Source organism: Pseudomonas syringae group sp. J248-6 (genome assembly GCF_032586995.1).
GTDB lineage: Bacteria > Pseudomonadota > Gammaproteobacteria > Pseudomonadales > Pseudomonadaceae > Aquipseudomonas > Aquipseudomonas amygdali.
Map to the genome: position 1 here is coordinate 147,710 of NZ_JAWHOP010000013.1, position 13,606 is coordinate 161,315.

The 13,606-nt window shown below is 57.2% G+C and carries 11 protein-coding genes; 6 read left to right on the forward strand and 5 right to left on the reverse strand.

What is annotated here, in order from left to right; all coding sequences use genetic code 11:
- Positions 1-5: 5 nt before the first annotated feature.
- From dnaN to RYC17_RS17850, 4 genes are all read left to right on the forward strand, one after another.
- Complete coding sequence (gene dnaN, locus RYC17_RS17835; protein ID WP_054070950.1) at positions 6-1,109, forward strand: DNA polymerase III subunit beta; 1,104 nt, start codon at positions 6-8, stop codon at positions 1,107-1,109.
- 22 nt (positions 1,110-1,131) lie between these two features.
- Positions 1,132-2,235, forward strand: a complete 1,104-nt coding sequence (gene recF, locus RYC17_RS17840; protein WP_058402481.1) for a DNA replication/repair protein RecF — start codon at positions 1,132-1,134, stop codon at positions 2,233-2,235.
- A gap of 4 nt (positions 2,236-2,239) precedes the next feature.
- Positions 2,240-4,657 carry a DNA topoisomerase (ATP-hydrolyzing) subunit B gene (gene gyrB, locus RYC17_RS17845; RefSeq protein ID WP_044318840.1) on the forward strand — a complete coding sequence of 806 codons (2,418 nt, stop codon included), beginning with the start codon at positions 2,240-2,242 and terminating at the stop codon, positions 4,655-4,657.
- A gap of 309 nt (positions 4,658-4,966) precedes the next feature.
- Positions 4,967-6,292: an FAD-binding oxidoreductase gene (locus tag RYC17_RS17850; RefSeq protein ID WP_316903923.1), complete on the forward strand. Its 1,326-nt coding sequence runs from the start codon at positions 4,967-4,969 to the stop codon at positions 6,290-6,292.
- Positions 6,293-6,558: 266 nt separating this feature from the next.
- Here RYC17_RS17850 and RYC17_RS17855 read toward each other — a convergent pair whose 3' ends face one another.
- From RYC17_RS17855 to glyQ, 5 genes are all read right to left on the reverse strand, one after another.
- Entirely contained in the window at positions 6,559-7,044 is a 486-nt protein-coding gene (locus tag RYC17_RS17855; protein WP_230017212.1) for an SHOCT domain-containing protein, read from the reverse strand.
- 360 nt (positions 7,045-7,404) lie between these two features.
- Complete coding sequence (locus tag RYC17_RS17860) at positions 7,405-8,175, reverse strand: lysophospholipid acyltransferase family protein (protein ID WP_219170679.1); 771 nt, start codon at positions 8,173-8,175, stop codon at positions 7,405-7,407.
- Between the two features lie 57 nt (positions 8,176-8,232).
- Positions 8,233-8,787, reverse strand: a complete 555-nt coding sequence (gene gmhB / locus RYC17_RS17865) for a D-glycero-beta-D-manno-heptose 1,7-bisphosphate 7-phosphatase (protein WP_044318634.1) — start codon at positions 8,785-8,787, stop codon at positions 8,233-8,235.
- Between the two features lie 10 nt (positions 8,788-8,797).
- Complete coding sequence (glyS, locus tag RYC17_RS17870) at positions 8,798-10,852, reverse strand: glycine--tRNA ligase subunit beta (protein ID WP_230017213.1); 2,055 nt, start codon at positions 10,850-10,852, stop codon at positions 8,798-8,800.
- Complete coding sequence (gene glyQ / locus RYC17_RS17875; RefSeq protein ID WP_002551326.1) at positions 10,849-11,796, reverse strand: glycine--tRNA ligase subunit alpha; 948 nt, start codon at positions 11,794-11,796, stop codon at positions 10,849-10,851. The genes glyS and glyQ overlap by 4 nt, the downstream gene beginning before the upstream one ends.
- An 80-nt stretch (positions 11,797-11,876) precedes the next feature.
- Between glyQ and RYC17_RS17880 the strand changes: the two genes are divergently transcribed.
- Positions 11,877-12,428: a DNA-3-methyladenine glycosylase I gene (locus tag RYC17_RS17880; protein WP_005743950.1), complete on the forward strand. Its 552-nt coding sequence runs from the start codon at positions 11,877-11,879 to the stop codon at positions 12,426-12,428.
- A gap of 38 nt (positions 12,429-12,466) precedes the next feature.
- Positions 12,467-13,354, forward strand: a complete 888-nt coding sequence (locus tag RYC17_RS17885; protein WP_004660326.1) for a lysophospholipid acyltransferase — start codon at positions 12,467-12,469, stop codon at positions 13,352-13,354.
- The last annotated feature ends 252 nt before the right edge of the window (positions 13,355-13,606 follow it).

The following is a 13,606-nucleotide window of genomic DNA, read 5'->3' on the forward strand; positions in this document are numbered from 1 at the left end:
AGACCATGCATTTCACCATTCAACGCGAAGCCCTGTTGAAACCCCTGCAATTGGTCGCCGGCGTGGTAGAACGCCGCCAGACCTTGCCGGTTCTTTCCAATGTGCTTCTGGTCGTCGAAGGTCAGCAACTGTCGCTGACCGGTACGGATCTGGAAGTCGAACTGGTTGGCCGCGTCCAGCTGGAAGAGCCCGCAGAACCTGGAGAAATCACGGTTCCTGCGCGTAAGCTCATGGACATTTGCAAAAGCCTGTCCAATGACGCGCTGATCGACATCAAGCTCGATGACTCCAAGCTGATCGTCAAGGCAGGTCGTAGCCGTTTCACTCTGTCCACGTTGCCTGCCAATGATTTCCCGACAGTGGAAGAAGGCCCGGGCTCGCTGACCTTCAATCTGGTGCAGAGCAAGTTGCGCCGCCTGATTGAACGCACCAGCTTTGCGATGGCTCAGCAGGATGTCCGTTACTACCTCAACGGCATGCTGCTTGAAGTGAGTGCCGGTATTTTGCGCGCCGTCGCCACTGACGGTCACCGTCTGGCGATGTGCTCGATGTCTGCCGATATCGAACATGCTGATCGTCATCAGGTGATTGTCCCGCGCAAAGGTATTCTCGAGATGGCGCGCCTGCTGACTGAGCAGGACGGTATGGTCAGCATCGTTCTGGGTCAGCATCACATCCGGGCGACTACCGGCGAGTTCACCTTCACTTCCAAACTGGTCGATGGCAAATTCCCGGATTACGAGCGCGTGCTGCCTAAAGGTGGCGACAAGCTGGTGCTGGGCGATCGTCAGGCATTGCGCGAAGCGTTCAGTCGCACCGCAATTCTGTCCAACGAGAAGTACCGCGGTATCCGCCTGCAACTGGCCAGTGGTCAATTGAAAATTCAGGCCAACAACCCTGAGCAGGAAGAGGCAGAGGAAGAAATCGGCGTAGAGTACAACGGCGATTCGCTGGAAATAGGTTTTAACGTGAGCTATCTGCTCGACGTGTTGGGCGTGATGACGACCGAGCAGGTGCGCCTGATTCTGTCGGATTCCAATAGCAGCGCCTTGGTGCAAGAGTCGGATAACGACGATTCCGCCTACGTTGTCATGCCGATGCGTCTGTAACTTCATGTCCAGCGCAACCTAGATGTCTCTTAGTCGCGTCTCGGTCACCGGGGTGCGCAATCTGCACCCGGTGACCCTCTCCCCCTCCCCGCGTATCAATATCCTCTACGGCGCAAACGGCAGTGGTAAAACCAGTGTTCTGGAAGCTATCCACCTGCTGGGGATCGCGCGTTCGTTTCGTAGCAGTCGCCTGCTTCCTGTCATCCAGTACGAGCAGCCCTCTTGCACCGTATTCGGACAAGTCGATCTTGCACAAGGTGGTCACAGCAATCTCGGTGTTTCGCGCGACCGACAAGGCGAATTCCAGATTCGTATTGACGGGCAAAATGCGAAAAGTGCCGCTCAGCTTGCTGAAATATTGCCACTGCAGCTGATCAATCCGGACAGCTTCCGATTGCTGGAAGGCGCTCCGAAGATACGCAGGCAGTTTTTGGATTGGGGAGTGTTCCACGTGGAACCTCGTTTCATGGCTACTTGGCAGCGCCTGCAGAAGGCCCTCAAGCAGCGAAACTCGTGGCTTCGGCATGGTACACTTGACGCCGCTTCACAGGCGGCATGGGACCGAGAGCTATGCTCGGCAAGTGACGAAATAGATGAATTCCGTCGCGCCTATATCAAGGCATTGAAGCCCGTCTTTGAACAGACTTTGAGCGAACTTGTTGAGCTTGAAGGTTTGACCCTGAGCTACTACCGAGGATGGGACAAGGAAAAAGAGCTGAGTACAGTGCTCGCCTCTTCCCTGCATCGTGATCAGCAAATGGGCCACACCCAGGCTGGACCACAACGAGCTGACCTGCGCCTTAGATTAGGCGCTCATAACGCAGCGGACATATTGTCTCGCGGTCAGCAAAAGCTGGTGGTCTGCGCATTGCGTATTGCTCAGGGACACCTGGTTAGCCAGGTCCGTCGCGGCCAGTGTATTTACCTGGTAGATGACTTGCCCTCCGAACTGGATGACAACCATCGACGCGCGCTTTGCCGCTTGCTGGAAGAATTACGCTGCCAGGTGTTTATCACCTGTGTAGATCAAGAATTTTTGAGGGAAGGCTGGCAGACGGAAACGCCAGTCGCTTTGTTCCACGTGGAACAAGGCCGTATCACCCAGACCCACGACCATCGGGAGTGATTGCATGAGCGAAAACCAAACGTACGACTCGTCCAGCATTAAGGTGCTGAAAGGACTTGATGCCGTACGCAAGCGTCCCGGAATGTACATCGGTGATACAGACGATGGCAGCGGTCTGCACCACATGGTGTTCGAGGTGGTTGATAACTCGATCGACGAAGCATTGGCAGGCCATTGCGACGACATCAGCATCATCATCCACCCAGACGAATCTATCACCGTGCGCGACAACGGCCGCGGTATTCCGGTAGACGTGCATAAAGAAGAAGGCGTGTCGGCAGCCGAGGTCATCATGACCGTGCTCCACGCTGGCGGCAAGTTCGATGACAACTCCTACAAGGTATCCGGCGGTTTGCACGGTGTAGGTGTGTCGGTTGTTAACGCCCTTTCAGAAATTCTGTTGCTGACGGTTCGTCGCAGCGGCAAGATCTGGGAGCAGACTTACGTGCATGGTGTTCCACAGGAACCGATGAAAATCGTCGGTGAAAGTGACACCACGGGCACCCAGATCCACTTCAAGCCTTCCGCTGAAACGTTCAAGAATATCCACTTCAGCTGGGACATCCTGGCCAAGCGGATTCGCGAACTGTCCTTCCTTAACTCCGGTGTCGGCATTGTCCTCAAGGACGAACGTAGCGGTAAGGAAGAGCTGTTCAAATATGAAGGTGGTCTGCGTGCATTCGTTGAATACCTGAACACCAACAAGACGCCGGTCAATCAGGTGTTCCACTTCAATATTCAACGCGACGACGGCATTGGTGTCGAGATTGCGCTGCAGTGGAACGACAGCTTCAACGAGAACCTGCTGTGCTTCACCAACAACATTCCGCAGCGTGATGGTGGTACTCACCTGGTGGGCTTCCGTTCCGCGTTGACGCGTAACCTGAACAACTACATCGAGCAGGAAGGTCTGGCCAAGAAGCACAAGGTCGCGACCACGGGCGACGATGCGCGTGAAGGTTTGACTGCGATCATTTCGGTCAAAGTACCTGACCCGAAATTCAGCTCGCAGACTAAAGACAAACTGGTTTCTTCTGAAGTCAAAACTGCCGTGGAACAGGAGATGGGCAAGTATTTCTCCGACTTCCTGCTGGAAAACCCGAACGAAGCCAAAGCCGTCGTTGGCAAGATGATCGACGCAGCCCGTGCCCGCGAAGCAGCGCGCAAGGCTCGCGAGATGACTCGCCGCAAAGGTGCGCTGGATATCGCTGGCTTGCCGGGCAAGCTTGCCGACTGCCAAGAGAAGGACCCTGCCCTCTCCGAACTGTACCTGGTGGAAGGGGACTCTGCTGGCGGATCAGCCAAGCAGGGGCGTAACCGTAGAACCCAGGCGATCCTGCCACTCAAGGGCAAGATCCTGAACGTTGAAAAAGCGCGTTTCGACAAAATGATCTCTTCTCAGGAAGTGGGCACTTTGATCACCGCGCTGGGCTGTGGCATCGGCCGTGAAGAGTACAACATCGACAAGTTGCGGTATCACAACATCATCATCATGACCGATGCTGACGTCGACGGCTCGCACATCCGTACCCTGCTGCTGACCTTCTTCTTCCGTCAGTTGCCCGAGCTGATCGAGCGTGGCTACATCTACATCGCTCAGCCGCCGCTGTACAAGGTCAAGAAAGGCAAGCAGGAGCAGTACATCAAGGACGATGAGGCCATGGAAGAATACATGACCCAATCGGCCCTTGAAGACGCCAGCTTGCACCTCAGCGAATCGGCACCGGGCATCTCTGGTACTGCGCTGGAGAAACTGGTCAACGACTTCCGCATGGTCATGAAGACCCTCAAGCGTCTGTCGCGTCTGTATCCACAGGAACTGACCGAACACTTCGTCTACCTGCCGCCGATCACGCTGGAACAACTGTCCGACCACGAGGGCATGCAGGCCTGGCTGGCACTGTTCGACGCGCGTCTGCGTACCGGTGAGAAGTCAGGTCTGGTCTACAAGGCCAGCCTGCGTGAAGACCGTGAACGTAACGTCTGGCTGCCAGAGGTCGAACTGATCTCCCATGGTCTGTCGAACTATGTCACCTTCAACCGTGACTTCTTCGGCAGCAATGACTACAAGACCGTTACCGCTCTGGGACTGCAGATAAGCACGCTTCTGGAAGAAGGTGCCTACGTGCAACGTGGCGAGCGCAAGAAGCCCGTCACCGAGTTCAAGGAAGCCCTCGCCTGGTTGATGGCCGAAAGCACCAAGCGCCACACCATCCAGCGCTACAAGGGTCTTGGTGAGATGAACCCGGACCAACTGTGGGAAACCACCATGGATCCGAGTGTGCGTCGCATGCTGAAAGTGACCATCGAAGACGCCATTGGCGCTGACCAGATCTTCAACACCCTTATGGGTGATGCGGTCGAACCACGCCGTGACTTCATCGAGAGCAATGCGCTGGCAGTGTCCAACCTGGACTTCTGATTCAGTTGTAGCTTCACAGAAAAGCTAGCCGTTATCCCGCTATGGTGATTTCGACTTGATAAGGCCAACCCTGGGGTTGGCCTTTTTCATTTGAGGATCTTCCAGGCCTGTCCTGCGTTGCAACGATCTCATCGACTTGATCACAATGAACGTTGAAGCAATCTGCCGTTTATAGTGGCTAAAACAGTCGATCCGTATGTTTACACAGGAAACTTCGGCGCAGATGATTTCGCTGAGCGATTAACCTGATCAATATCGCAGCCGCTCAAGGCTGCACATATCACCACGATATTGGCAGGAATAGCAAAAATGCCCGCACCTCTGATCCCCGTCGAGACCTCCTCCAAGCTTCCCTTGGAGGCAGATGTAGTTGTCATTGGCGGCGGCATAATAGGCAGCTTCACCGCCTACTACCTCGCCCTGCGCGGCATGAAGGTCGCTCTGGTTGAAAAAGGCCGTATCGGTGCCGAGCAATCGAGTCGTAACTGGGGGTGGTGCCGGCAGCAGAATCGGGATGCCCGGGAGCTGCCGATGGCAACCAAAAGCCTGGACCTGTGGGAGCAGTTTGCCAAGCAGAGCGGTGAGCAGACAGGCTTCACCCGCTGCGGCCTGCTGTACTTGAGCAACGACGAGAAAGAACTGGCGGGATGGGCACGCTGGGGAGAGTTTGCTCGTACCGTAGATGTCCAGACCTACATGTTGACCGCGCAGCAGGCTGCCGAACGCGGCAAGGCTACAGGTAAGCAATGGAAGGGCGGAGTCTATGCGCCTACGGATGGTACTGCCGATCCATCTCGTGCAGCGCCAGCTGTTGCGAGAGCGATCATGGCGCTGGGCGGCACCGTGCATCAGGGTTGCGCTGCTCGGGGTCTGGAAACCGAAGGTGGGCGATTGTCCGCTGTGGTCACTGAGCACGGCACCATTCGTACCCGGCTCGCGGTACTTGCCGGAGGCGCGTGGGCTTCTTCGTTCTGTCGCCAGTACGGTATCAGTTTTCCCCAAGCCACTATTCGCCAGACGGTAATGTCAGTGTCCCCGCCGACCGACGCGTTGGTGGCGGCGTTGCATACTTCAAATATCTCCATGACTCGCCGCTATGACGGTAGCTACACGCTGGCAATCAGCGGCCGTGGAAGGGTTGATCCTACTCCGCAGTTATTTGGTTTTGCTACACAGTTCCTGCCCATGTTTCAGCGCCGTTGGCGCAATCTGGCACCGGGAGGTCTGGAAGGCTTGCGCTCAGGTCACGAGGGCCGTGGCAAGTGGCGTCTCGACCAGCCGACACCTATGGAGAAGATGCGCATACTCGATCCCAAGGTAGATACGTCTGCGGTGGAGTTGACCTACAAGCGCGCGGTGGCGATGGTCCCCGCTCTCAAGCAATCATCGGTCAACGCAGCCTGGGCCGGTTATGTCGACAGCACCCCTGATGGTGTGCCGGGAATAGGCGAAATCGCCAGCCTGCCCGGGCTGGTGCTGGCTGCCGGGTTCAGTGGCCATGGTTTCGGTATTGGACCAGGAGCAGGTCATTTGATCGCTGACATTGTCAGCGGTGTCGCCCCTATCGTCGACCCTAAACCTTATCACCCGGACCGTTTCCACGGTTCATCTTGGGGTAAGGTGGCAGATTTTTGATTGAAACGACGAGCGGATCCACAGTGACTGCTGTGCTTACATCGGCGTAGTCACCGCGATAATTGTGCGCGCATTGGAGCTGAGAAAACTTACGACTGGTGTTCCACGTGGAACACCATGGTTTTGGGGTATCAGTGACTATTTTACGCATCAATGAATGCCGGCCACGCCCTTTCAATAACGGACCAGGCAACCGCCCAGTCCTAGCGGAAATTTAACGTCGTGTCCGGAATCAGGTGTCCACTACCTAATAGGCTCGTTACGGTCTACATCCGTGAAAGCAGATCTACTTTCTTTATCAGAAACTCATCTTCGGTCAGGACGCCTTGGTCCTTTAAGTCGGAGAGTTTTTTCAACATTGCAGGGATGTCCTCTGTCGAAGCCGACGAGGTCTTGGCTGGTTGGTGCGACGCTGCTACTGCATCGAGAATCATTTTCTTGATCTGCTCAAAATCCGCGTTGCTGCCCTTGCCGAAGAATACGGAATTGTCATCGTTTGCAATATTTGTTGAACCGCCGCGAAAAGCCAGATCACCAGCGTGGATCACTTGGAAGAAAGCTTTATTAAGCAGTGAGGCGGGCTCCAGGCGAATAGCTGAAATGGCTGATATTGGAATATCTTTATTACCTTTGCCCATGCCTGAGAATTGTCGCAGTGCACCAAACAATCCTGTGCGGCGAATTAGAACCTCAGATCCGGTGAATGTAATCTCGCCGTTAGACCCTTTGGCTGTAAAAGGTAAATTGCTCATCGCCGTACTCCATTACAAAAATGCAAGATTACCTGAAGGTAGGCGTTATGGCAGCAATAAGAGTGGTACAAGCGCGAGGATTTGAGGGAACGTTGCAGCCAGATTGAACGGGACATGTTCCCCTTCTGCCCTTCCAGAAATATTGGAGCGGTACGTTGGCCTGACTGAAATCGGCTTCGCCTCGTGCGTTAGCCCAAGCAATAAAAAACCGACCTTTTGCAGGTCGGTTTTTGATACATCACCAAAACTTATGCACGTTTTTCCGGTTTTTATAGCCTGAAAAAATATGTATACGAATTAGAGAGTTAGCCAAGGTTTCTGACGGATTTCAGAAAAACCGTACACAGGTTATCCACAAAATCACGCTGGGACTTTTTCAGGGCTTGCTGCCGGTGCAACAGGCGAGCCCATCGCGCGCTGTGCGTCCTCGTTCCAGGCTTGCACACGGTCATTCAACGCAGCAATGGCGCGCGGGCCTGTGCCTTCTGCGTGCATCGGTTCGCCAATCACCACCTGAATAGTGCCCGGCTTTTTCGCCCAGCCATCTCGAGGCCAGTATTTGCCAGCGTTATGCGCGATAGGCAGGACTGGCAGATCAGCGTTTACCGCCAACGCAGTACCGCCGCGAGAGAATTTTCCGACTTGGCCATAAGGTACGCGTGTACCCTCCGGGAAGATCAGCACCCAGACGCCATCCTTTAGGAGTTCGTCGCCTTTCTTGGCGATTTCCCGCAGTGCGGCTTTAGGGTTATCACGGTCAATGGCAATGGGGCGCAGCATCGCCATGGCCCAGCCGAAGAACGGCACATACAGCAGTTCACGCTTGAGGACCTGGCTCATCGGCTCGAAGTACGCCGACAGGAAGAAAGTCTCCCAGGTGCTCTGATGGTTGGAGATGATCACGCAGGGGGTTTTCGGTACGTTTTCGGCGCCAGTCACTTCAACCTGGATGTTCAGAAACACCTTGGTCAGCCAGATGGCGCAGCGGCACCAATAGACGTTAATGAAGCGATAGCGGGCTTTGAACGGCAGAAAAGGCGCAATGAAAAAACTCAACGTGCACCACAACAGCGAGCTGGTGCCCAGCAACAGGTAAAAGAAGAAGGTCCTGATTGCCTGCATGATCGACATAGTTACGTTTACCGTACGGGCAGGTGCCCGCTCCTTGAGCGTCCTGAACCTGACGAGCTAATTGTTCAGTGAGGCGCTGTTGTGGATAAGCTCTGCGGCAACCGCCGCCAGATCGTCAAAAATCAACGTGCCTGCTGGCACTCCGTCGTCCATCGTTTTACGACCCTTGCCGGTCATCACCAGCACAGGCTGAGAATCGACGGCCAATGCGGCCTGCAGGTCACCTTTACTGTCGCCCACAAACCAGAGACCTTTGGGGTCTGCTGCGTAATGAAGGGCGATGGCCTTCAGCATGCCGGGTTTAGGCTTGCGGCAGCTACAGCCATCGTCTGGCCCATGCGGGCAATAGACGATCAAACCGACCTCGCCACCCTGCTCTGCCACCAGCTTGCGCAAGCGCGCATGCATGGCATCCAGCGTGGCCAGATCATAATAACCTCGGGCAATGCCCGACTGGTTGGTGGCGACCGCCACCGTCCAGCCGGCCTTGCTCAGATCTGCGATAGCCTCGATCGAGCCGGGAATGGGCACCCACTCCTTCACGGACTTTATGTAAGCATCGGAGTCATGGTTGATGACTCCGTCTCGATCAAGTATCAGCAGTTTCACCATCGACCCCTTCTCAGCCCAGCAGCGAAATATCGGCAACGCCAAGGAACAGGCCGCGCAAACGCGACAACAAGGCATAGCGGTTGGCGCGCACATTGGCGTCTTCCGCGTTGACCATTACCGCTTCGAAGAATGCATCGACCGGCTCACGCAGCATCGCCAGACGCGCCAGCGATTCGCTGTATTGACGCTCGGCAGCCATCGGCTGGACCGCGTGGTCAGCCTGCTGAATAGCCGAGTACAGCGAAAACTCGTTGGCGTTGTCGAAATACTTGGGCTCGACGGTCTGGGCAATGCTGCCCTCGGCCTTGCTCAACAGGTTCGATACGCGCTTGTTCACCGCGGCCAGTGCAGCGGCCTGTGGCAGTTTGCGGAAAGCCTGGACCGCCTGAACACGCTGATCGAAATCCAGCGCCGAAGGGGGTTGCAGCGCACGTACCGAGAGGTACACAGCCACATCGACGCCTTCGTCTTCATAACGCGCACGCAGACGGTCGAAGATGAAGTCGAGTACCTGCTCCGCCAGACCGGCAGGCTTGATCTTCGCGCCAAACTGCGTGACTGCGAATTTCACCGTTTCGACCAGGTTAAGGTCGAGCTTCTTCTCGATCAGAATACGCAGGATACCCAACGCAGCACGACGCAGCGCATAGGGGTCTTTGCTGCCGGTGGGCAGCATGCCGATACCGAAGATACCGACCAGCGTGTCGAGTTTGTCGGCGATGGCCACCGCAGCGCCAGTCAGCGTTGTCGGCAGTTCGGCGCCCGCGCCACGTGGCATGTACTGCTCGTTGAGCGCCAGCGCGACATCTTCAGGCTCGCCGTCGGCCTTGGCGTAGTAGTAACCGGCGATACCCTGCATTTCCGGGAACTCGCCGACCATTTCGCTCGACAGGTCGCACTTGGACAGCAGACCAGCGCGTGCAGCACGCTGGGCGTCGCCGCCGATGCGTGGAGCGATGTAGGCAGCCAGTTTCGAGACGCGCTCGGCCTTGTCGAACACGCTACCCAATTGCGCCTGGAACACGACGTTTTTCAGACGATCGTTGAAGGTTTCCAGCTTCTGCTTCTTGTCTTGCTTGAAGAAGAACTCGGCGTCGGTCAGGCGTGGACGAACCACCTTCTCGTTACCGGCGATGATCTGTGCCGGGTCCTTGCTCTCGATGTTGGCCACGGTGATGAAGCGCGGCAGCAGCTTGCCGTCGACATCCAGCAGGCAGAAGTATTTCTGGTTGTCCTGCATGGTGGTAATCAAGGCTTCCTGAGGGACTTCCAGGAAGCGCTCTTCGAATGAACACACCAGCGGAACCGGCCATTCGACCAGACCGGCCACTTCGTCCAGCAGACTTGGCGGTACGATGGCGGTGCCTTCCTGTTGGGTGGCCAGCTCGTCGACGCGCTTGCTGATGATCTGCCGACGTTCATTGAAGTCGGCCAGTACGTGCGCGGCGCGCAGGTCGCTGAGGTACCCGGCAGGCGAAGAAATACGCACGTCTTGCGGGTGATGGAAGCGATGACCGCGAGAATGACGACCCGCGCTCTGGGCGAGGATCGTGCAGTCAACCACCTGATCACCGAACAGCATTACCAGCCACTGAGTCGGACGCACGAACTCTTCCTTGCGGGCACCCCAGCGCATGCGCTTGGCAATCGGCAGGTCGTTCAGCGAGTCTTCGACGATGGTTGGCAGCAGCGACGTGGTCGGCTTGCCGAGGATGGTCTGGCTGTAGCGCAGTTTCGGGCCGCTCTGATCGATTTCGCTCAGATCGACGCCGCACTTCTTGGCAAAGCCCAAAGCAGCCTGCGTCGGGTTACCGTCCGCATCGAACGCTGCCTGACGCGGCGGGCCGTCGAGGTTGACGCTGCGATCCGGTTGTTGCGTGGCCAGCTCGGTGATCAGCACGGCCAGGCGACGCGGTGCGGCGTAGACCTGTTTGGCGCTGTAGGTCAGACCTGCGCCCGAAAGGCCTTTTTCAATACCGGCCAGAAATGCATCTGCCAGGGAAACGAGGGTCTTGGGTGGCAGTTCTTCAGTGCCCAGTTCAACCAGAAAATCTTGAGCACTCATTGCGCTGCCTCCAGCTTGGCCAACACTTCATCGCGTAGATCGGGCGGCGCCATCGGGAAACCGAGACGGGCGCGGGCCTGCAGGTAGGCCTGAGCCACCGAGCGGGCCAGCGTGCGTACGCGCAGGATGTATTGCTGACGCGCGGTCACGGAAATCGCGCGGCGGGCATCCAGCAGGTTGAAGGTGTGCGAGGCCTTGAGGACCATTTCGTAGCCGGGCAATGGCAGCTCCAGCTCGATCAGGCGTGCGGCTTCGCTTTCGTAGAAGTCGAACAGCTCGAACAGTTTGTCGACGTTGGCGTGTTCGAAGTTGTAGGTCGACTGCTCCACCTCGTTCTGGTGGAACACGTCGCCGTAGGTCACTTTGCCGAACGGGCCGTCAGCCCAGACCAGATCGTAGACCGAGTCCACGCCTTGCTGGTACATGGCCAGACGCTCAAGGCCGTAAGTGATTTCGCCGGTAACCGGGTAGCACTCCAGACCGCCGACCTGCTGGAAGTAGGTGAACTGCGAGACTTCCATACCGTTGAGCCAGATCTCCCAGCCCAGACCCCAGGCGCCCAGCGTCGGCGATTCCCAGTTGTCTTCGACGAAACGCACGTCGTGCACCAGCGGATCGAGGCCGATGTGCTTGAGCGAACCCAGGTACAGTTCCTGGAAGTTGTCCGGGTTGGGCTTGAGAATTACCTGGAACTGATAGTAATGCTGCAGGCGGTTGGGGTTTTCGCCGTAGCGGCCGTCAGTCGGGCGACGGCTTGGCTGTACGTAAGCGGCGTTCCAGGTTTCCGGGCCTACGGCGCGCAGAAACGTGGCAGTGTGGAACGTGCCGGCGCCTACTTCCATATCGTAGGGCTGAAGTACCACGCAACCTTGTTCTGCCCAGTATTGCTGGAGGGCGAGGATCAAGTCTTGGAAGGTACGCACGGCTGGCGTAGGCTGGCTCACAAATTTCACCTGTGCTGGGCTGCGATTCAAAGAGCGGGAGTATACCCGATTCGGCCGCACGTCCACTCCTTGGGAGCCCTATGACACGCTGCTTTTGGTGCAACGAAGACCCCCTGTACATCGCTTATCACGATCAGGAGTGGGGAGTGCCGCTGCGCGATGCGCAGAAGCTCTTCGAGTTGCTTTTGCTCGAAGGGTTCCAGGCCGGGCTGTCGTGGATCACGATTCTCAAGCGGCGGGCGCGTTATCGCGAAGTGCTGCACGGCTTTGACGTCGAGCGCCTGGCGCAGCTGAGCGATGCCGAAATAGAGGCGCTGATGCTCGATCCGAGCATTATCCGCAATCGCCTCAAGCTCAAGGCCGTGCGCACCAATGCGCGGGCCTGGCTGGCGCTGCAAGACCCGGTCGGTCTGCTCTGGTCGTTTGTCGGTGGCGAGCCGAAGATCAACCATTTCAAGGATCGCAGCGAAGTTCCGGCGATTACCGCCGAGGCCGAAGCGATGAGCAAGGCGCTGAAAAAGGCCGGCTTCACGTTTGTCGGCCCGACCATCTGTTATGCGTATATGCAGGCCAGCGGTATGGTCATGGATCACACTGTGGATTGTGATCGGTATGCGATCCTGAGCCGCTGACGGTTACACTACCCGCCTCGAGAATCTGGGAGTCATCTGTGGATAAGTTCAAAGGCGCCGTAATGGTCGGGGCGTTGCGATTGTTTGCGCTGTTGCCGTGGCGCGCGGTGCAATGGGCAGGCACTGCGATTGGCTGGCTGATGTGGAAGCTGCCCAACCGCTCGCGCGAAGTGGCACGGATCAACCTGTCCAAGTGCTTCCCCGAGTTGAGCGAGCCCGAGCTGGAAAAGCTCGTTGGCCGCAGCCTCATGGACATCGGCAAGACCTTGACCGAAAGCGCTTGTGCGTGGATCTGGCCTGCGCAGAAATCGATCAACCTGGTGCGTGAAGTCGAAGGGCTTGATGTGCTCAAGGACGCGCTGGCGTCCGGCAAGGGCGTGGTCGGCATCACCAGCCACCTGGGCAACTGGGAAGTGCTTAATCACTTCTATTGCAGCCAGTGCAAGCCGATCATTTTCTATCGTCCACCGAAGCTGAAGGCGGTCGACGACCTTTTGCGCAAGCAGCGTGTGCAGTTGGGCAACCGGGTGGCGGCGTCGACCAAGGAAGGCATTCTCAGCGTCATCAAGGAAGTGCGCAAAGGCGGTTCTGTAGGTATTCCGGCCGACCCGGAGCCGGCTGAGTCTGCGGGTATCTTCGTACCCTTTTGCGGCACCCAGGCCCTGACCAGCAAGTTTGTGCCGAACATGCTGGCGGGCGGCAAGGCGGTCGGTGTATTCCTGCACGCCATGCGCCTGCCGGACGGCTCGGGTTACAAAGTGGTACTCGAAGCGGCCCCTGAAGCCATGTACAGCACCGACACCGAAACCTCGGCAGCGGCGATGAGCAAAGTGGTCGAGAAATACGTGCGGGCCTACCCGAGCCAGTATATGTGGACCATGAAACGCTTCAAGAAACGCCCGGCAGGCGAAGCGCGCTGGTACTAGGAAAGATCGGACGCAGAGCGCCGCACGATAATCGAGATTATCGTTCCGCACGCTCCAGCGTGGAATGCCGTGCGTGACGCTCCAAGTCACAGATCTGCGCCGCGCCGCGCATTCAGGATCGGACGCGGAGCGTCCAGAACTGCATGCGACGCGGAGCGCCGCACGATAGTCGAGATTATCGTTCCGCACGCTCCAGCGTGGGAATGCCGTGCGTGACGCTCCGCGTCACAGATCTGCGCCGCGCCGCGCATT

Bases quoted from the DNA above. Each gene is read 5' to 3' on its own strand.
- dnaN (WP_054070950.1), top strand. From the start codon at position 6: ATGCATTTCACCATTCAACGCGAAGCCCTGTTGAAACCCCTGCAATTG.
- recF (WP_058402481.1), top strand. From the start codon at position 1,132: ATGTCTCTTAGTCGCGTCTCGGTCACCGGGGTGCGCAATCTGCACCCG.
- gyrB (WP_044318840.1), top strand. From the start codon at position 2,240: ATGAGCGAAAACCAAACGTACGACTCGTCCAGCATTAAGGTGCTGAAA.
- RYC17_RS17850 (WP_316903923.1), top strand. From the start codon at position 4,967: ATGCCCGCACCTCTGATCCCCGTCGAGACCTCCTCCAAGCTTCCCTTG.
- RYC17_RS17855 (WP_230017212.1), bottom strand. From the start codon at position 7,044: ATGAGCAATTTACCTTTTACAGCCAAAGGGTCTAACGGCGAGATTACA.
- RYC17_RS17860 (WP_219170679.1), bottom strand. From the start codon at position 8,175: ATGTCGATCATGCAGGCAATCAGGACCTTCTTCTTTTACCTGTTGCTG.
- gmhB (WP_044318634.1), bottom strand. From the start codon at position 8,787: ATGGTGAAACTGCTGATACTTGATCGAGACGGAGTCATCAACCATGAC.
- glyS (WP_230017213.1), bottom strand. From the start codon at position 10,852: ATGAGTGCTCAAGATTTTCTGGTTGAACTGGGCACTGAAGAACTGCCA.
- RYC17_RS17880 (WP_005743950.1), top strand. From the start codon at position 11,877: ATGACACGCTGCTTTTGGTGCAACGAAGACCCCCTGTACATCGCTTAT.